Source organism: Rhodopila globiformis, from assembly GCF_002937115.1.
Classification (GTDB): domain Bacteria; phylum Pseudomonadota; class Alphaproteobacteria; order Acetobacterales; family Acetobacteraceae; genus Rhodopila; species Rhodopila globiformis.
The window spans coordinates 1-17834 of sequence record NZ_NHRY01000059.1 but is presented as its reverse complement, the minus strand read 5'-3'; the positions used below and the strand labels follow the sequence as shown (position 1 = coordinate 17834).

16 protein-coding genes are annotated in these 17834 nt (G+C 69.0%); 1 reads left to right on the top strand and 15 read right to left on the bottom strand.

The window, feature by feature from the left end; all coding sequences use genetic code 11:
• Positions 1-30 precede the first annotated feature (30 nt).
• Entirely contained in the window at positions 31-768 is a 738-nt protein-coding gene (locus CCS01_RS05405) for an SDR family NAD(P)-dependent oxidoreductase (RefSeq protein ID WP_104517805.1), read from the bottom strand.
• A gap of 159 nt (positions 769-927) precedes the next feature.
• Here CCS01_RS05405 and CCS01_RS05400 point away from each other — a divergent pair, with 159 nt between their 5' ends.
• The gene (locus tag CCS01_RS05400) at positions 928-1773 is read left to right on the top strand and encodes a VOC family protein (protein WP_104517804.1); all 846 of its coding nucleotides are present in this window, start codon (positions 928-930) and stop codon (positions 1771-1773) included.
• Positions 1774-1885: 112 nt separating this feature from the next.
• Here the strand turns inward: CCS01_RS05400 and CCS01_RS05395 are convergent, their stop codons facing one another.
• The 14 genes from CCS01_RS05395 to CCS01_RS05330 all read right to left on the bottom strand — a co-directional run.
• Positions 1886-2485, bottom strand: coding sequence for a hypothetical protein (locus tag CCS01_RS05395; protein ID WP_104517803.1), 600 nt, complete (start codon positions 2483-2485; stop codon positions 1886-1888).
• A 126-nt stretch (positions 2486-2611) separates the two neighbouring features.
• Positions 2612-3340, bottom strand: coding sequence for an SDR family NAD(P)-dependent oxidoreductase (locus CCS01_RS05390; protein ID WP_104517802.1), 729 nt, complete (start codon positions 3338-3340; stop codon positions 2612-2614).
• A gap of 1 nt (position 3341) precedes the next feature.
• Positions 3342-4223 carry a TauD/TfdA dioxygenase family protein gene (locus CCS01_RS05385; RefSeq protein WP_104517801.1) on the bottom strand — a complete coding sequence of 294 codons (882 nt, stop codon included), beginning with the start codon at positions 4221-4223 and terminating at the stop codon, positions 3342-3344.
• 116 nt (positions 4224-4339) lie between these two features.
• The gene (locus CCS01_RS05380) at positions 4340-5230 is read right to left on the bottom strand and encodes an alpha/beta fold hydrolase (protein ID WP_104517800.1); all 891 of its coding nucleotides are present in this window, start codon (positions 5228-5230) and stop codon (positions 4340-4342) included.
• Positions 5231-5232: 2 nt separating this feature from the next.
• Positions 5233-5967, bottom strand: a complete 735-nt coding sequence (locus CCS01_RS05375; RefSeq protein ID WP_104517799.1) for an SDR family NAD(P)-dependent oxidoreductase — start codon at positions 5965-5967, stop codon at positions 5233-5235.
• A 1-nt stretch (position 5968) separates the two neighbouring features.
• Positions 5969-6769 carry a glucose 1-dehydrogenase gene (locus CCS01_RS05370; protein WP_104517798.1) on the bottom strand — a complete coding sequence of 267 codons (801 nt, stop codon included), beginning with the start codon at positions 6767-6769 and terminating at the stop codon, positions 5969-5971.
• Positions 6770-7287: 518 nt separating this feature from the next.
• Positions 7288-8679, bottom strand: a complete 1392-nt coding sequence (locus CCS01_RS05365) for an FAD-binding oxidoreductase (protein WP_204848148.1) — start codon at positions 8677-8679, stop codon at positions 7288-7290.
• 628 nt (positions 8680-9307) lie between these two features.
• The gene (locus CCS01_RS05360) at positions 9308-10576 is read right to left on the bottom strand and encodes a hypothetical protein (RefSeq protein ID WP_104517797.1); all 1269 of its coding nucleotides are present in this window, start codon (positions 10574-10576) and stop codon (positions 9308-9310) included.
• On the bottom strand, positions 10558-11730 hold the full coding sequence (locus CCS01_RS05355) for a hypothetical protein (protein ID WP_104517796.1): 1173 nt from the start codon (positions 11728-11730) through the stop codon (positions 10558-10560). Before CCS01_RS05355 ends, CCS01_RS05360 begins: the two co-directional genes overlap by 19 nt.
• A 306-nt stretch (positions 11731-12036) precedes the next feature.
• On the bottom strand, positions 12037-12387 hold the full coding sequence (locus tag CCS01_RS05350; RefSeq protein ID WP_104517795.1) for a hypothetical protein: 351 nt from the start codon (positions 12385-12387) through the stop codon (positions 12037-12039).
• A 55-nt stretch (positions 12388-12442) separates the two neighbouring features.
• Positions 12443-16006 (bottom strand): sarcosine oxidase subunit alpha family protein, encoded by a 3564-nt coding sequence (locus CCS01_RS05345; protein ID WP_158258241.1) that lies wholly within the window; start codon positions 16004-16006, stop codon positions 12443-12445.
• Positions 16003-16275 carry a sarcosine oxidase subunit delta gene (locus CCS01_RS05340; RefSeq protein ID WP_104517794.1) on the bottom strand — a complete coding sequence of 91 codons (273 nt, stop codon included), beginning with the start codon at positions 16273-16275 and terminating at the stop codon, positions 16003-16005. The genes CCS01_RS05345 and CCS01_RS05340 overlap by 4 nt, the downstream gene beginning before the upstream one ends.
• On the bottom strand, positions 16275-17522 hold the full coding sequence (locus CCS01_RS05335; RefSeq protein ID WP_104517813.1) for a sarcosine oxidase subunit beta family protein: 1248 nt from the start codon (positions 17520-17522) through the stop codon (positions 16275-16277). The genes CCS01_RS05340 and CCS01_RS05335 overlap by 1 nt, the downstream gene beginning before the upstream one ends.
• A gap of 136 nt (positions 17523-17658) precedes the next feature.
• On the bottom strand, positions 17659-17834 hold a 176-nt coding region (locus CCS01_RS05330; RefSeq protein ID WP_146101497.1), incomplete at its 5' end, for a transposase.

The following is a 17834-nucleotide window of genomic DNA, read 5'->3' as shown; positions in this document are numbered from 1 at the left end:
GGTTTCAGACCCGCTGCTCAGACCCGCTGCTCAGACCCGCTGGCCGCCGTCGATGTGCACCTCGGAGCCGCTGAGGTACAGCGCCTGGTCCGAGCACAGGAAGTACAGCAGGTCCGCCACCTCGCTCGGCTTGCCCAGCCGGCGCATCGGGATTTCCCGCTGCACGATCTCCTCGGTGCCCGGCGACAGGATCGCCGTATCGATCTCGCCCGGCGAGACGGCATTCACCCGCACGCCGTAGCGGCCGAGGTCGTTCGCCATCTCCCGCGTCAGCGCCGCGAGCGCCGCCTTGGACGTGGCATACGCCGCGCTGGCGAACGGATGCACGCGGGACCCGACGATCGAGGTCATGTTGACGATGCTGCCGCGCGACTGGATCAGCAGGTCGCTCAACCCCTGGGCCAACAGCACGGCGGAGAAGAAGTTGACGTTGAAAATGTGCAGCCAGTCCTGATAGGCCATCTCCAGGCTGGTGATCTTGCTGCCGTCCCTGTGCTTGGGCGACACGGCCGCATTGTTGATCAGCGCGTCCAGCCGCCCGTTGGTAATTTCCTTGATCCGCGGCAAGGCTTCCCGCACAACGTCGACATCCGCCAGGTCGAGCTGGATGTGGTTCGCCTCGCCGCCCGGCCACGGGCAGCGCGGGTCGAACGCCTGGCGGGAAATGGACAGCACGCGCCAGCCCGCGCCGCCAAAGCGCTTGACGGTGGCGTGGCCAATGCCGCGGCTGGCACCGGTCAGCAGAAGCACGGGTTGAACGTCCGACATGATCCGGATCCTTCGCGCTGCGTTAATTGCGTGTGAGTGAGAATATGCACGAACCGTGCCCCAACCTCCATCCGCATTTCCTTGCCACCGGTGTCAACCTCGTCAGACGATGGCGGGCCGGTGCGCCGCCACGGTGACCCGTAACCTGGATGACCTTGAATGCCTCATGTCTTCCCTGTGCCTACGCTTGACCATGTCGTCGTCAACGTCCGCGACCGGATCGACGAGGCGGCCGAAACCTACCGGCGACTCGGTTTCACCCTGACGCCACGCGGCCACCACACGCTGGGGTCGATGAACCACCTGGCGATCTTCGGCACCGACTACCTGGAGTTGATCGCCGTCCCGCCGGGCGAGACCGGCCGCCCGGAGATCATGGCGGCGCCGCTGGGACTGAACGGGCTGGTGTTCGGCACGCACGACGCCGCGGCAACCTATGAGACGCTGCGGCGGCAGGAGGTGGCGGTCGATCCGCCGCTGGACTTCTCCCGCCCGGTGGCGGTTGCCGGCGGGCAACGGGATGCGGCGTTCCGCACCACCAACCTGCCGCACGCCAGCGTGCCGTTCGGCCGGCTGTATTTCTGCGAGCACCGTACGCCTAACCTTGTGTGGCGGGACGAGTGGCGGCACCACGACAACGGGACGGTCGCCGTCGCCCGCGCGGTGATCGCGGCCGAGGATCCCGACGCGCTCGGCCGCCTGTTCGCCCGCATGTTCGGCCGGCGCACGGTGCGCCCGACGGATGACGGCTGCGCGCTGATCCTGGGGCTGTCGCGCTTCGACGTGGTGACTCCCGGGGCGCTGTGGGAAATGTTCGGCGACGCCGCCCCCGACAGTCGCGGCCGGCCGGACTACATGGCGGCGCTGACCCTCCGCACGCTGTCGCTGGATGCCGCCGAGGCGGCGCTGGAGGCCGGCGGCATCCGCGGGGTGGACCGCATCGGCACCAGCGTGCTGGTACCGGCGTCCGAGGCGTTCGGGGTGACGATCGAGTTCAGCGTGTAGCCCGAACCGTTGCCGATGGCCACGAATGGGCCGGCTTGATGCGTCAGGCTGGCGTCAATGGGTCTGCCTGCATAACAACAGTGAGCCTGCCGCCGGCTGAACCAAGGTCGATTCAGAGTCCAGCGAGGAGTCGCTTGCTGATCTTGCGTTGACGCCCTCGCTGGACGGAGATGTAGTCGGTCAGCCTGTGTTTCTCTACAATCTCGATTGCTTCATGACAGATCCGGGTCGGGAAACCGGTTGCGAAATCGCGCAGACCTGGAATGAATATCTGTGCGATTTCAAACGCACCGAACCAGACCTGTCCCCGCCGCCCGTCGCTTTCGTCCATGACCGGCCGGCCGCGACCGGCGAACACGCGCAGCAAGGCTGTGACGCGGGCCTCAAGCAGGATGTCGGCGGCACCGAAATCATAGGCGACGGCGCATTTCATCCGATAGAGGCTCGGCAAGCTGGTGCCGCTCCGCTCGGACGCGCTGCAGATCGCATAAAATGACTCATCGCGCATCCACCAGGGCGAGGACATGTTCTTTGTCATCGGCAAGGTCGAATGTCCGACCCGAAAGATCACCTCGCCGGGGCGCAACTTGTCCTGAGTCATTGGCCAGATTCCGCCTCGCATACCGTTGGACCCATAACCGCCTGCAAAACCGACCTGGCGATTGTATTCCTTCGGGTCGTCGAAGAAACTTTGGTTGATCGGCGTCGCCATGAGGACCTCATCACCGAACGGCCCGCCACCAAGGCAAACGGGCCAGCAGCAAACACGCACTCTATCGGAACCATTTCGTAGTTGAATGCGCATTGCAAGCCCTGGCTGCTTGCTCGCGGCGTCCCTTCAGGCGTTGGTCATCCCACCATCGATGGTGATCGTCTGACCGGTGACGTAGGACGCGTCCGGCGAGCACAGGAAGCGGATCACCGAGGCGATTTCCGCCGGCTTGCCGAAGCGTTGCAGCGGGATCTCCCGACGGAAGTCATCCCCGCGCGCGGCAATGATATCGTCGGTCATCCGCGTCTCGATGATCCCGGGGGCGACGGCGTTCACCAGCACGTCCGGCGCCAGCTTGCGCGACAGCGCGCGGGTCAGGCCGACGATCCCGCCCTTCGCCGCCGAATAGGACACATAGCTGGAACTGCCGCGGCGATAGGCGATGGAACTGGTCAGCACGATCCGCGCCGGCTCCCGCGCATCGGCGCGGGAGGCGAAGGCGACGGCCATGTCATAGGCGTTGGTCAGGTTCGCCGCGATCGCCCGGTTCCACACGCCGTGGTCATCCGGGTCCAGCGGGTCCCGCTCGAACAGCCCGGCCAGGTGCACCAGCGCGAACACCGGGCCGCCGGCGGCCTCGATCACCCGGGCGCATTCCGCCGGGGTGTCCAGCGCCGAGGCGATCGTGCCCAGCCGCACCCGGCCGAGGCTTTCCTGCGCCCGTGTCAGCGCGGCCTCGTCGATGTCGGCCATGATCACGTGGCCGCCCTGCTCCATGAAGGCGCGCACGGTTTCGACGCCGATGCCGCCGGCGCCGCCGGTGACGACGATGCGCTTGCCGGTGAAGACCGACATCTCAGGCCACCAGCGCGGGATAGTCGAGCGTCGCCATCACCTGCGCGCGGCGCATATAGCGGTGCTCCTGCGGGGTGTAATCGGCGACCGCGTTGTGCACCGTGCCGATATTGTCCCAGATCAGGACATCGCCGACGGCCCAGTGATGCGCGTAGAGGAAGTCCGCCCGCTCCTGGTGGCGGAACAGGTAGTCCAGGATCAGGTCGCTTTCGTGCCGATCCATGCCGTCGATCCACATCGTGTAGCCGGGATTGGCGTACAGCACCTTCCGCCCGGTCAACGGATGGATGCGCACCAGCGGCTGCGACACCGGCGGCTTGCGGCGGCGCTGCTCCTCGGTCAGCTTCGCGCGGCGGGAGCCGGGGCGCAGGCGCATCACCTCCCAGAATTTCTCGAAATCATGCGTGGCGGTGCGGCCTTCCAGCGTGTGCTTCATTTCGTCGGGCAGTTCCTCATAGGCGGCGTGCATGTTGCGGAACTGCGTCTCGCCGACGGACTTGCCGTGGCGCATCGGCACCGCCCGGGCGTGCAGGATGTTCGCCAGGGCGATGTCGCGGCTGTACGACATGTCGGTGTGCCAGCCCTGCCCGGCGTCGTTCAGGCCCAGCGGTTTGCCGTCGGCGCCGATTTCGTTGGACAGGATCATGATCTCGGGGAAGCCCGGCTCGTGATAGGAATTGGCGACGTTCACCTCCAGGTCGCCGAACCGGCGAGCGAAGGCGGCGAAGTCCGGGGTCTCGAAGGTCTGGTCCGGGAAGCACAGCACGCCGTACTGGCCGAGGGCGCGCAGCAGCGTGCGGAAATCGGCGTCGGGCAGCGGGTTCGCCAGGTCGATAGCCTCGATCCGCGCGCCGAGCGTCTGGCCGCTGGGAATGATCTTCATGGCCGTTTCTCCATCGAAAATAGATCCGGAACCCCGGGATTTTCGGGGCTGCGGCGCACCGGCCCGGCGGGCGGCGGGCGGCGCATGGACCCGGATCCCACGGGCAGCCAGGCCCGTCATCCCGGCACCTTCGCCAGGCGGACGACAGCGGCCACGACGTCGGCGGGATTTTCGCGCGACAAAAAATGCCCGGCCCGCGGGATCAGTTTCCGCTCCAGAAGACGCGCGAACAGGCGGTCGCGCGTGATCGAGGTGGCAGGCGGCCCGACGCCGTCAGCCTCGCCGTGCAGGACAATCGTCGGCGCCGCGATCGCGGGCTGGCCGGCCAGGCTGGCCTCCAGCGCGTCATGGGCAGGATCGCCGGGCGCATTGCCGTAGCGGTGGCGATACGAGTGGATCGTGACATCGACGAAATCGGGGTTGTCGAAGCTGGCGGCCGTGGCCTGGAACATCACCTCGTCAAAACGCCAGTTCGGCGACCACAGCTGCCACAGCAGGCGGGCGATCGCGCCGCGGTTGGCGTCCAGTCCGGCGCGGCCGCGCCTGGTGTGGAAATACCATTGGTACCAGTAGCGGAACTCCTGCTCCGCCGCCGCCGGCCGGGACGCGGCGGCGATGTCCTGGATGCCATAGCCGGTGATCGCGACCAGCCCGGCGACCCGCTCCGGCCACAGCGCCGCGACGACGCAGGCCGCCCGGCCGCCCCAGTCGTAGCCCACCAGGGTGGCGCGCGGGATCGACAGCGCGTCCATGAAGTCGCGCACGTCCGCCCCCAGCGCCGCCTGCTGCCCGCTGCGCGGCGTCGCGGGGTGCAGGAACTGCGTCGGGCCGAAGCCCCGCAGCCACGGCACCAGCACACGGAAGCCGGCGGCGGCCAGCGGCGGCGCCACGCCATCGTAGTCGTGCACGTCCGACGGCCAGCCGTGCAGCAGGATCACCGGCGGCCCGTCCGGCGGACCGGACTCCAGGTAGGCGATCTCCAGCACGGGCGTGCGAACGGTCTGCATCGTCAGTACGCCAGGAAGCCGCCATCCACCGGCAGCGTCACGCCGGTGACGTAGCGGGCCAGGTCCGAGGCCAGGAACACCGCCGGCCCGGCGATATCCGCCGGCTCACCCAGGCGGCCGAGCGGAATGCGCCGGGCGAAGTTCTCCATGTAGTCCGGGTTCTGCCGCGCCGCCGCGTTCAGCGGCGTGGCGATCATTCCCGGGCCGATGGCGTTCACCCGCACCCCGTGCGGCGACAATTCGATCGCCAGTGCCTTGGTCAGCATCCGCACGCCACCTTTCGACGTGGTGTAGGCGGCCGAATTCGGCAGCGCGACGAAGGACTGGATCGAGCCGATATTGATTACCGAGCCCTTCGTCGCCTTCAACTGCGCCAGGAACGCGGTGACCATGTTGTACGGCCCGTCGAGATTGACCGCCATGGTCGCATCCCAGTCCGCCCGCGCCGTTCCGGCCTCCAGCTTGCCGCGGCGGATGATCCCGGCATTGTTCACCAGCACCGAGATCGGCCCCACCCGGCCCGCCAGTTCGTCGCAGGCCGTGCGATCCGCCACATCCAGCGTATAGCAGGCTGTATCGCCACCGATGCCGGCGGCGACCCGCGCCGCGCCGGCCTCGTTCACGTCGGCAATGATCACCCGCGCGCCGTGCTCCGCCATCGCCCTGGCGATGCCCTCGCCGATGCCGGAGCCGCCGCCGGTGACCAGCGCGAGCTTGCCGTCGAGCAGCCCCGCCATCTCAGCGCACCAGGTTGTTGGTCACGGCCCCGCCGGTCGCCGTCCGGCCGCCATCCAAGACGTAGTGCGCGCCGGTGATGTTGGAGGCAAGGTCCGAGCACAGGAAGATCACCAGGTTCGCCACCTCCTCCGGCGTGCCGTAGCGGCCGATGGGGATGTTGGACTGGTAGCGGGTGCCGACGCTGGCCGGATCGTCGGCATTCAGCATCGACTCCAGGGAATGGATCATCCGCGTATCGATCGGCCCCGGGCAGACGGCGTTCACCCGCACGCCCGCACGCGCCACCTCGCCCGCGGCCGTCTTGGTCAGGCCGATGACGGCATGCTTGGAGGCGACATAGGCCGGCATCCCCGGCGAGGCGACGAGACCGGCGACCGAGGCGGTGTTCACCACCGCGCCGCGCTGCTGCTGCAGCATCACCGGCAGTACGTGCCGCAGGCCGAGGAACACGCCCTTGACGTTTACCGCCATGACGCGGTCGAACATTGCCTCGTCGTACTGATGTGTCGGCGCGACGCTGCCTTCGATGCCGGCGTTGTTGCAGAAGCAATCAATCGCGCCGTAGGCGTCCAGCGTCCGCTTGACGTAATTTTGCACGTCGGCGGCCTGGGTGACGTCGGCGGCGACGAACTGCGCCTGCCCGCCATGCTGCCGCAGGATGCCGGCGGTGGCCTCGCCCGCCGCCTCGTCCCGGTCCACCACCACGACCTTGGCGCCGCGGGAGACGAAGCCGATGGCGGCGGCCCGCCCGATACCGTTGCCGGCGCCCGTGATCAGGGCCACTTTGCCGTGGAAGTCCATGGTTTCCTCACTTTTGTTGGTGGCGTTGCGAGGAGGCTAGACCATCCGGGCCGGGGGAGGAAATCCTGGCGGGTTGCCGGCAGTTCGGAGGCGAGGCTGTTACGCAGTCCGCCTGCCGGCATTTGCCTGGTCGGAACGAGGGACGGGCGGAGCCAGGTCGTCACCCTATCGTCATGGCCGGGCGTGTCCCTACGGGATGCACAGATCTCTGAAACGAGTCGGAAATGACCGTAAAATCAAGTGCTTGCCTGGGCTCCGAGCTCCGAGAGCGTTCCCCCATCGTCATGGCCCGGCTTGTCCGGGCCACCTGTCGCGGCACACGTGCTGGAATAGGTGGCCCGGACAAGCCGGGCCATGACGAAAGGGAAACGCCGCGGCGGACCGTTTCCGAGATGTGTGCATTGCGTAGGGCGTGTCCCGGCCATCTGCGCTTCGACGGCGGGGGGTGGATGGCCGGGACACGCCCGGCCATGACGGAGAGAAAACGACCGCAGCCGCCCGTAGCGGCCGGGCAGCCGCTACGCCGGCGCGATGTTCGCGTTGACCCGGAACAGGTTCATCGGATCATACAGCGTCTTGAGGTCCCGCAACCGGGTATAGTTCTCGCCGTACGACGCGCGCACCCGCTCGGGACGGTCGTCGCCCATCATGTGGTTGATATAGACGGTGCCCAGCAGCTCAGGCTCCACGCGGTCCCACAGCGCGCGAACCCACGCGGTGTGACCGGCGGACTCCGCCGCGTCGCTCCATTGCCCGATGATGTCGAAATCCCATGTCGGCCGCCGCGCCGAGAACGCCGTCGCAGTCGCCGGGACACGGGCCGCCGCCCCGTGCACGTGGAACAGCCCGATAATGCTGAGTGGCGACGTGAAGCCGGCTGCCCCTTCCAGCATTCCGTCGATCAGGCGGTCGGACAACTGGTCGACGAAGGCCGAGCGCCAGTAGCGGTGCAGTCCATGCCGCGCCGACGGCTCGTCGATCAATGTCTGCCGCACGCAATACGGCATCGGCCCCACCAGATCGGCTATCGGCCTGCCGAACTGCCGCGCCGGGGCGAGGACTTTCTCCCCGTCCTCGACCGGCCCGTTGTAGCCGAGCACCAGCGCGACGACAGGATGTCCGTCGTGCGTCAACAGCGCCGCGAACGCCTCGGCCTCGTCCGGCAGGGTGGCGCAGAAGTCGCGGTAGAACCGCAGCACGTCGCGCCCCTGATCCAGCGGATAAATGACCAGGCCGCTGAATGTTTCGGTGACCGGGTGCAGGCGGTACTGCAATGACGTGACCGCCCCGAAGTTGCCGCCGCCGCCACGCAACGCCCAGAACAGGTCCGGGTTCTCTGTTTCGCTGGCGGTACGGAACTGCCCGTCCGCGGTGACCACGTCGGCGGAAAGCAGATTGTCCACTGACAGTCCGTGCTTGCCCATCAGCCATCCGATGCCGCCGCCAAGCGTCAGGCCGGCGATGCCGGTGTTCGAGACCGTTCCGCCCGTCGTCGCCAGTCCGAAGGCCTGCGTTTCATGGTCGAACTCGCGCCACTGCACGCCGCCTTGCGCGGTCGCGGTGCGGTTGCCGGGATCGACGCGGATCCCCTTCATCAGCCCCATGTCGATGACCATGCCGCCGTCGTTCGTTCCGTAGCCGGGCGCACTGTGGCCGCCGCAGCGCAGCGAGAGCAGCAGTTCGTGCGTACGGGCGAAATTGACCGCGCGTTGCACGTCGGCGGCGCCGGTGCAGCGCACGATCACCGCCGGGCGGCGGTCGATGTTACCGTTCCAGACCCGCCGCGCGGTTTCATAGCTGGCGCTGTCCCGCAGGATGAGGTCACCGCGGATGCTGGCGCGGAAGGCGTCGATCTGGGCGTCGGTCAGGCTGGTATCGGAGCCTGACAAGGTCGTGGCTGTTATTGTCAATGTCTCCTCCCTGTTCTTGTTTGATTTTGATTGATCGCATCCGGCACTCTAGGCGATTTCGTATGCCGCCGTCACGCGGTTTCAACGGCAACCGCGCCGGATTGGCCGCCTCGGGATAGTGCGTCCTCAGTGGGGACAGCGTGGCTGATGGCGTATTTCTGTTCGTACAGAGAATAACCGAGGGCCTTGGAGGGCCGCAGAGCGTCAGGGGGACGTCGCGCGGTCTGGTGCGCAAGGCGCCGTCGTAGCAGGCCGCTTCACCGGTGCACCCGTGCGGCAATGCCTGGCGCCGCACGGGTGGGCCGGTGATGCTGCCGGCCACAAAAGCGCCATCCACACCAAGCCGCGCGACGTCCCCCTGATCCCCTGTGGCCCTCCATACCCACTCGGCTTCTTCTCTGTGCGAACAGAAATGCGCCATCAACCACGCTGTCCCAGCCGGGGACGCACCATCCCGAGCCGCAGCATGCCGGAATAGGAAGCCGCCAATCCCATTTCTCTGAAATTACAAAACGCACGGCCGGTTGCAGTGAACCGCCACATTCAGGGTCGCAGCCGCTCCCTTGACAGTCCCGTCACGACGATCCCGCTTCCTCCCGCCAACGGACCGCGGCGGCACCCGCCTGCGCTACCCCCGCCCGTTCTCCTTCTCGTACAACTCAGCAGCCGCCTCCGCCCCGGCGAGGATCTCGATCAGCCGCAGCCTGCGCACCGGCGTCAGCGTCCCGGCCGCCGCCGCTGCCATCACCGCGTCCGTCGCCTCCTGCAGCAGGCGGTCATAGCGCGCCGCGCCGCCAACTTTCCGCGCCTCGGTCTCGAGTGCCCGCAGGTCCCGGCTGCAGCTTTCCATCCGGGTCTGGCCGGCGCCGCCGATCGGCCCGGGCGCCTCGGCCAGCGGCGCCAGCAGTTCGGCATTCAGGCCGTTGGAAAACCGCGCCTGGCAGGCATCGTCCAGCTTCTGCCGGATCGCATGCAGCCGCGGCCGATCGGCCGCGAAGCCGGGATCGTTCTCGACTTCCCGCAGGAAGGTGACGATCCGCCGCACCTGCGGGCCGGCGTTCGCCAGGGCAATGGTCTGGATCTCGCTGGCGAATCCGGCTTCGTCTTCCATCGCCGACAGCATCTCCTCGGTGCCGCGGTCGATCGCCTCCCGCACCATCCTGCCGCCCCCCTGGTCCTGGCCCGAGGACACGAAGCGCCGCAGCAGCGGTGCGGCATGGGGCGACTGCACCAGGACCAGCCGCGCGATCAGGGCGCACCCCTGCTCGGACGCCAGCGTGATGCCCTGCAGGATGGCGTCGATCGCCTGCTCGTTGCCGTCCTGGATGCCGACGTCATGATCCCGCCGAAGCTGATACAAATGCGGGCCGCGGCGCAGCACGGCGCCGATGGCCTGGGCCAGCGGCTGATAGACCTTGGGCGCCAGGCCGGTCTCCGCCCAGTCCGCGGGCGCCGGGGCGTCCGCCAGGATCTCGGCGGCGCGCGGCCACAGCGCCTCCCCGGCGAGCGCGACCGCCTGCGTGTCGCCGGTACTGCGGCCCGCGATGGTGCGGTCGATGAAGATCCTTTCGCTGCCGAGCGCGGCCCGCACGATCCTGGCCAGCGGCATCAGCGCCGTCCGCGGCACCGACGGCTCGTCCGGCCGCCACTGGGGTGCCGGCACGATCAGCGGATCCAGCGGCATGAACAGCAGGCGCGAAAACTGCAGCGGGCGCGACGGATTGAGCGACGCCAGGCGCGACCGCAGCGGGTCCAGGATCGCCTGGTTCACGCGCGGATCCGCGACCTCGTCCAGGACAGCGATGACCCGCCGGATTTTTTCGTCATCCGCCGCGTGCAGATCCTGCCGCAAGGCACGCACGTCCGCCTGGACAGCCTTCAGTGACTTGTTTTGCATGCGCCGCGCGCCTCCCTAAAACTGCGCCCGGACAGGGTGCTGATGGCCCGGAAATGCTCGTTGCGGGCGATGAGGTCGAACACCAGGCTGCCGGTGAACCAGTCCTCGTTCAGTTGCACCAGCCGGCGGAACCGGTTCAGGCTGTCGATCTCGTACTGGGTGCTGCACCAGTCGTTGACCTCTTTCGGCAGGATCGGGATCAGGGTTGCGACCTCGGCCATGGCGGCGCGGCGCATGGCATCGTCGCTGGCGTTTCGCCAGATCAGGCAGATCTGCTCCCATCCGTCCAGCAGCCACTCGGGGCGGCTGACCAGCTCAATCACAGAGCCGGGGTCCGTCGCCCAGCTGCGCAGCAGTTCCACCATGTTGTCAGGCAGCCCCTGGGCTTTCGATACCATGGTCTGTGCCAGCGACAGCGTGACGTCCACGACCGCGCAGATCATCCGGGCGTAGGCGGCCTGATCCTCCTCCCGCTTGGCGGTTCCCCAGTCCGCGATTTCCGCCCGTACCTCCGCAAGCAGGGAGGTCAGGCGCGGAATGCGGCCGATGGTGCCGGTGGAACCCACGCCGATATGCGCCAGGACATCGGCCAGTTCCTCGAGCGCGTTCGCCGTCCAGGTGCCGGTCTGGCCCAGGCGCGGCGAAATCCATTCCACGGTCAGCCGCGCCCGGGCCGAGGGATCGAGCCCCTCGGTCGCGGCGGCGGTCAGGCTCGACGGCCGGAAACGGCGGCCAACCTGATCGACCAGCAGCATCAGCAGGCGGAAGTTGGTGACGACCCGGTCGCCCTTGTCCGCATCGGTCGCGATCCGGGCCGCCTCCATCGCTTCCTCGCCGGCCAGGCCTTCGGCGGCGATCTCCCTGGCGATCCGCCGGATGGTCCCCGGCGTCACGTTGACGACGTTGGCGATTTTCTGGCTGAAGATCTTGTCGTGCAGCGTCGGCCGGCACAGCGCCGTCAGGCTGGTCCAGGGCATGATGTACACCCCGCGCCCGCCCGACAGGTTGGGAACCACCAGTTCGACGGAATGCTTCTTTCCCGGGCGGGCGCGGGTGCCGCCCAGGCGCGGCGTGGTGAACGGCAGCGCCACCCCGCGCTCCAGGAACGTGGTTGGATGATAGGGCCGGATGGGCGGAAGATGGACCTCAGACACGGCCGCTGCCTCCGGGCGGGATCGCTTCCCGGCGTAACGCGGCGGGCCGTACCGGGACAGACGATGGCATGCGCCGGGCGATGGGCTGGCCCGGACCCTTCCACATACCACATACAATCGCCTGCAACATGACACACTCCGCCTGACGGCTGCGTGCATGTCTTGCAGCAAAATCCTTTACGAAGCCTTACCGGCGGCAGAAAAAGCGCTGCGCCCATCCTCCGCGAGTCGCCGGAACCAGGGAGAGGCGCCCCAAAGCCGGCCCGGTCGGCGCCGCCGGGCCGCCTCGCCGAACCGCACGGCCGATCAGGGCGCGGACGACACCCACATCAGGAACATCGCAAATCCGGCCAGGCCCACGGCCGCATGCGCGGCGACGATGTACCCGGTCCGCCGGCCGCGATTGCTGACCACTGTGGACAGCAGCCCGAGCGCAAGAGCGACGCCCAGCACGATGATCACGTTGAAGGCGAAGGGCTCGTTGAACGTTCCCTGGTGCACCATGACGATCAGTTGCTCGATCGCAACGGCGCCCAGCAGCAGGTGCACGACGCTTAGCCCCGGCCGCCGCCCGACGCGAATGTAATGCCAGCCGAGGAACAGCCCCAGCGCCACGGCCGCAACCATGACCAGGGCCAGCGGAAGCAGATGCAACATATTACCGATCCGTCACCATGAAACCACGGCAGTTGTAGAATGGCTCACGCCGCCGTCAACCGGGCAATTGCTCCGGCGGATCGTCATCGGTGAATTCCAGCCGCGCCTCCTCCAGGCACGCCCAGACATAGGGCAGCCACGACCGCGGCACCTCCAGCCGGAACACCTCGGTGGCGACGCGCCACAGCACGACCCCGGCCTTGCCCAGCACGGTGCGGGTGCACCTGCCGACGGGAAACGCCGACAGGTCGAGGTCCAGCGCGCAGAACGCATTCAGGCACCAGGCTGCCCGCGGCCCGACGATTTCCAATGCCCGGGTGGCGTGCGAGACGTCCACCACGCTGGCCGGATAGGGCTCCGCCGCCTTGCGCGCCTGCGCCGCCAGGGTGGTCGCCCCCAGGGTGGTCGCGCCCGGGGTTGTCGCGCCCGGGGTTGTCGCGCTTGGGGCCATCACCCCGGGCGGCGCCTGGATCAGCCACTCGTCGGGGCCCAGCCACAGCGCCGCGCGCTCGCGGGCGATGACCGAGCGGTTCGGCACCGTCGGCAGCAGCACGCTGATGCCAAGGCCGATGGAGGTGGCGGCATGCGACCCGGCGCGGACCGCCAGCAGGGTCATCGGCGCCAGCGCCACCATCTCGACCGCCGCGGCCGGACGCGCCACCGGGGCCGAATGCGGCACGGCGGGCAGCAGCGGCAGCAAGGCGGGACGCGGGCCGGGCCGGACGCGCAGTCGCTGGCCCGGCCTGTCGTGGAACACCGGATCGACGACCGCGACCTCGATCGTCTTTCCCCTCATGTTCCCCTGGGACCGCCCCCCCTGCGGCACGCGCAGCGTCGCGCCGATGCGCGCCCGTCCATCCGCCACCAGGGCCAGCGCGAAGCCGCGCCCGAGCGCCGGGCTGCGATAGGACGAGGTGACGTGCCCGAGCGCCGGCGCCCGGCCGGTTTCGGTGACCTGCGCCCCCTCCTCCAGCACCACCGCCGGATCACGCGGCAGCAGGCCCACAAGCTGCGGCCGGCCAGCCCTGCTCAGGTCGGGCAGGGAGAGCGAGCGCTTGCCGACGAAGTCGCCCTTGCCTGTGGCGATCATCCGCCCCAGGCCAAGGTCGTCCGGCGTGACGGTGCCGTCGGTTTCCTGGCCGATGACAATGTAGCCCTTCTCGGCGCGCAGGATGTGCATCGCGTCGGTGCCATAAGGCGTGACGTCGATCGCGCGCAGCGTGTCCCACAGCTGTTGCGCGTGGTCGGGCGGCAGGTTGACCTCGAACCCCAGCTCGCCGGTGAAGCCGGCGCGGAACAGGCGGATCGGGATGTCGCCGATATGGCCCTCCCGCACGCTCATCGGCGGCATGGCGGCGAGGTTGATGTCGGCGATGAACGGCGCCAGCGCCGCGGCCGATCGGGGACCCTGCACGGCGATGACCGCCCATTGCTCGGTCACCGAGGTCAACCAGGCCTGCAGCGTGGTGAACGTCGTCTGCAGGCAGTCTTCCATGTGGTGCAACACGAAGGCCGCGCCGCCAGTGGTGGTCGTGACATGGAACCGGTCCACCGCCAGCCGCGCGACGATGCCGTCGTCGCGGACGAAGCCGTCCTCGCCCAGTAGCAGCGCATAGCGGCACTGCCCCGGCTCCAGCGCGGCGAGGTCGCCGGTGTAGATCCGGTTGAGGAAGGCCGCCGCGTCCGGTCCGATGACCTCGATCTTGCCCAGCGTGCTGGCGTCGCACATCCCGGCGGCGTTGCGCACCGCCAGGCATTCCCGCGCCACCGCCGCCTCGACCGTCTCGTCGGGGCGCGGATAGCAGCGCGCCCGCTTCCAGGTGCCAACGTCCTCGACCACCGCATCCGCCAGCGCCACGGGCGGCAGGCGCACCGGCGCGAACAGGCGGCCCCGGTACGGCCCGGCAAAGGTTCCGAACGTCACCGGCGTATAGGGCGGCCGGAAGGTGGTGACGCCGACGTCCTGGATCTCCCGCCCGGTCAGTTCCGCGATCGCGGCGATGGCGTTCAGGTTGGAGGTCTTGCCCTGGTCGGTCGCCATGCCGGTGGTGGTGTATCGCTTGACATGCTCGATCGAGACGAAGCCTTCCTGCGCCGCCACCGCCAGGTCGCGGATGGTGACGTCGTTCTGGAAATCGACGAACGCCTTCGGGTGCGACAGCAGCGGCGCCGAGGGCGGCGACGGCGTCATCTCCGGCAGGCTGGCGACGGCGAAGCTGCCCGGGGCGCTGCCACCGGCGACGGTGCCGTCGCGCAGGCAGGCCGCCAGGTCGAAGGTGCCGGCGCAGGCGCCGGCCGCGCCATCGGACGGCAGCCACGTCCCCAGGGCGACGTCGAAGACCAGCTTGCCGCGCGACTGGCTGGCCAGGTGCACCGATGGGGTCCAGCCGCCGGACATCAGGATGGCGTCACACGGGATCACTGTCCTGCTGTTCGCCAGCCGGACGGCCCGCACGCGCCGGCGTCCGTCCGTGCCGCCGATGGCCGCGCCGACGTGGACGGGGATGCCCAGCGCGCGCACCGCCTCCACCAGCGGATTGTCCGGCGCCGCGCGCTGGTCGACCACCGCGGCGATCGTCACCCCGTGCCGGTGCATGTCGGCGGCGGCCCGGTAGGCGCTGTCGTCCGTCGTCGCGATCACCACGCGGCTCCCCACCCTGACGCCGTAGCGGTTCAGGTAGGTGCGCGCCGCCCCGGCCAGCATGACGCCCGGACGGTCGTTGCCCGGAAACACCAGCGGCCGCTCGATCGCGCCGGTGGCGAGGATGACCCGGCCAGCGCGGACCTGCCACAGCCGCTCTCGCGGGGTGCGCGGGTCCGGCTGCGCCAGGTGGTCGGTCAGGCGCTCGGCCAGGCCAATCAGGTTGCCGGGATACCAGCCGAACGCCGTGGTGCGCGGCATCAGGGTCACCTTGTCGGCGAGCGTGGCGACCACCTCGCGCACCCAGTCCGGCGCCGCCCAACCGTCGATTGTCACGTCGGGCTCGGCCAGCAGTGAGCCGCCGAATTCCGGCTGCTCGTCGCACAGGATGACCCGCGCGCCGGTGGCCGAGGCCCCCAGCGCCGCCGCCAGCCCTGCCGCGCCGCCGCCGACGATCATCACGTCGCAGTGCCGATACTGGTGCAGATAGCGGTCGGCATCGGCCTGCGCCGGCGCCCGCCCCAGCCCGGCCATGCGCCGGATCGCCGGCTCGTACACGCGCCGCCAGAACGAGCGCGGCCACATGAAGCTCTTGTAGGGGAACCCGGCCGGCAGCAGTGGCGCGGCCACGCCGGCCAGCGCGCCCAGGTCGAAACGCAGCGATGGCGCGCGGTTCTGGCTGAAGGCGGTCAGGCCGTCATACAGCTCGACCTGCGTGGCGCGCAGGTTCGGCGTCACCCGGCCCGGGCCGCGATCCACCGTGACCAGGGCGTTCGGCTCCTCGGACCCGGCCGAGACGATGCCGCGCGGCCGGTGGTACTTGAACGAGCGGCCGACGAGATGCACGCCATTGGCCAGCAGCGCCGACGCCAGCGTGTCGCCCGCGAACCCTTCATACGATCGGCCGTCGAAGCGGAAGCGCAGCGCCTGCCCGCGATCGATCCGTCCGTCCGCGGCGGTGCGAAACGGCTGGGTCATGGCGGCGGCGCCTCGTTCGGCTTGTAACTGGCGGCGATGCGGTCGCTGACCGTGTCGCGGACGCAGTTGAAGAAGCGGCCGCAGCCATGCACGTGACGCCAGCGCTCGGCGTGCCGGCCGCGCGGGTTGTCGCGCAGGAACAGGTAGGCGGCCCACACGTCGTCATCGACCGCCTCGGGCCGCGCCGGCCGGACGATGTGCGCCTGGCCGCCGTAGCGGAATTCGTTCTCCGGGCGCGGGCCGCACCAGGGGCAGGGGATCAGCAGCATCAGTGCGCCACCGCGGCGGCCGCGGCCTCGTCGATCAGGCGGCCGGTGACGAACCGCTCGAGCGCGAACGGCGCCGCGAGGCGATGCGGCACCCCGGTCGCGATGGTGGCGGCGAAGACATGGCCGGAGCCGGGCGTCGCCTTGAAGCCGCCGGTTCCCCAGCCGCAGTTCACGTACAACCCAGGCACCGGCGTCAGGCCGATGATGGGAGACCGGTCGGGCGTGGTGTCGACGATGCCGCCCCAGTTGCGCAGCAGGCGCAGGCGGCGGAAGGCGGGAAACAGTTCCAGCACCGCCTGCAGCGTCTCGCCGGCGACGTGCAGCCCGCCGGCCTGGCTGTAGGAGGTGTAGGCGTCGGTGCCGGCGCCGAACACCAGTTCGCCCTTGTCCGACTGCGAGATGTAGGCGTGCACGGTGTTCGACATGACGACGCAGGGCAGCACCGGCTTCACCGGCTCGCTGACGAAGGCCTGCAACGGAAACGATTCCAGCGGCAGGCGCAGTCCCGCCATCGCCATAATGACGCTGGTATGCCCCGCCGCCGCCACCCCGACGCGGCTCGTGGCAATCGGGCCGCACGTCGTCTCCACCGCGCTGACCACGCCGGCGGCGTCGCGCAGGATGCCCGTCACGGCGCAGTTCTGGATGATGTCGACGCCCAGCGCCGAGGCCGCGCGGGCATAGCCCCAGGCCACCGCATCATGCCGCGCCACGCCGCCGCGCCGTTGCAGCGCCGCGCCGAGGATCGGGAAGCGCACCCGGTCGCTGATATCCAGCCCCGGGCAGAACGCCGCCGCCTGCGCCGGGGTCAGCCATTCGTTGTCGATCCCCTGCAGCCGGTTGGCATGCACATGGCGCTTGAAGACCTGCACGTCGTGATGGGTATGCGCCAGCATCAGCACGCCGCGCGCCGAGTACATCACGTTATAATTGATTTCACGTGATAATGTCTCCCACAGTCGAAGTGCATGGTCATACAGCGCCGCACTTTCCGGCTGCAGATAGTTGGAGCGGATGATCGTGGTGTTGCGCCCGGTGTTGCCGCCGCCCAACCACCCCTTGTCGAGCACCGCGACGTTGCGCACGCCATGCTCCTTCGCCAGGTAGTAGGCGGTCGCCAGGCCATGCCCGCCGGCGCCGACGATGACCACGTCGTACGCGGCCTTCGGCGCCGCGTCCCGCCACTGCCGCGCCCAGGGCTGGCCCGCCCCATGCCGCAACAGCGACAGCCAGGAATATCTCGAAATGACCGGCATTGCCGGCATCCTTTGCCACAGCCGCCGGCCGGGCGGAAGCCGCCCGCGCTTTGCCCCCGCCTACCAGCCGGTATAGAGTCCTCACAAAGGGGAGAAAGAAATGGCCGAGTTCGACTAGGGCGTGTCGTCAATTAAGCCAAACGACGGCGGCGGCGAGGTGGACCGCGGCGAGGAAGTTGCGGGCAGTCTTGTCATAGCGGGTTGCGATGGCACGGAACTGCTTGAGCCTGGCGAAGAAATTTTCGATCAGATGGCGCGCCTTGTAGAGGTCGCGGTCGTAGGTCCGCGGCGAGCGGCGATTGG

Excerpts from the sequence above, each read along its gene's own strand:
- CCS01_RS05405 (WP_104517805.1), bottom strand. The coding sequence starts at position 768 with ATGTCGGACGTTCAACCCGTGCTTCTGCTGACCGGTGCCAGCCGCGGC.
- CCS01_RS05340 (WP_104517794.1), bottom strand. The coding sequence starts at position 16,275 with ATGCTGCTGATCCCCTGCCCCTGGTGCGGCCCGCGCCCGGAGAACGAA.
- CCS01_RS05375 (WP_104517799.1), bottom strand. The coding sequence starts at position 5,967 with ATGGCGGGGCTGCTCGACGGCAAGCTCGCGCTGGTCACCGGCGGCGGC.
- CCS01_RS05350 (WP_104517795.1), bottom strand. The coding sequence starts at position 12,387 with ATGTTGCATCTGCTTCCGCTGGCCCTGGTCATGGTTGCGGCCGTGGCG.
- CCS01_RS05360 (WP_104517797.1), bottom strand. The coding sequence starts at position 10,576 with ATGCAAAACAAGTCACTGAAGGCTGTCCAGGCGGACGTGCGTGCCTTG.
- CCS01_RS05395 (WP_104517803.1), bottom strand. The coding sequence starts at position 2,485 with ATGGCGACGCCGATCAACCAAAGTTTCTTCGACGACCCGAAGGAATAC.
- CCS01_RS05380 (WP_104517800.1), bottom strand. The coding sequence starts at position 5,230 with ATGCAGACCGTTCGCACGCCCGTGCTGGAGATCGCCTACCTGGAGTCC.
- CCS01_RS05400 (WP_104517804.1), top strand. The coding sequence starts at position 928 with ATGCCTCATGTCTTCCCTGTGCCTACGCTTGACCATGTCGTCGTCAAC.
- CCS01_RS05345 (WP_158258241.1), bottom strand. The coding sequence starts at position 16,006 with ATGACCCAGCCGTTTCGCACCGCCGCGGACGGACGGATCGATCGCGGG.
- CCS01_RS05370 (WP_104517798.1), bottom strand. The coding sequence starts at position 6,769 with ATGGACTTCCACGGCAAAGTGGCCCTGATCACGGGCGCCGGCAACGGT.
- CCS01_RS05385 (WP_104517801.1), bottom strand. The coding sequence starts at position 4,223 with ATGAAGATCATTCCCAGCGGCCAGACGCTCGGCGCGCGGATCGAGGCT.
- CCS01_RS05390 (WP_104517802.1), bottom strand. The coding sequence starts at position 3,340 with ATGTCGGTCTTCACCGGCAAGCGCATCGTCGTCACCGGCGGCGCCGGC.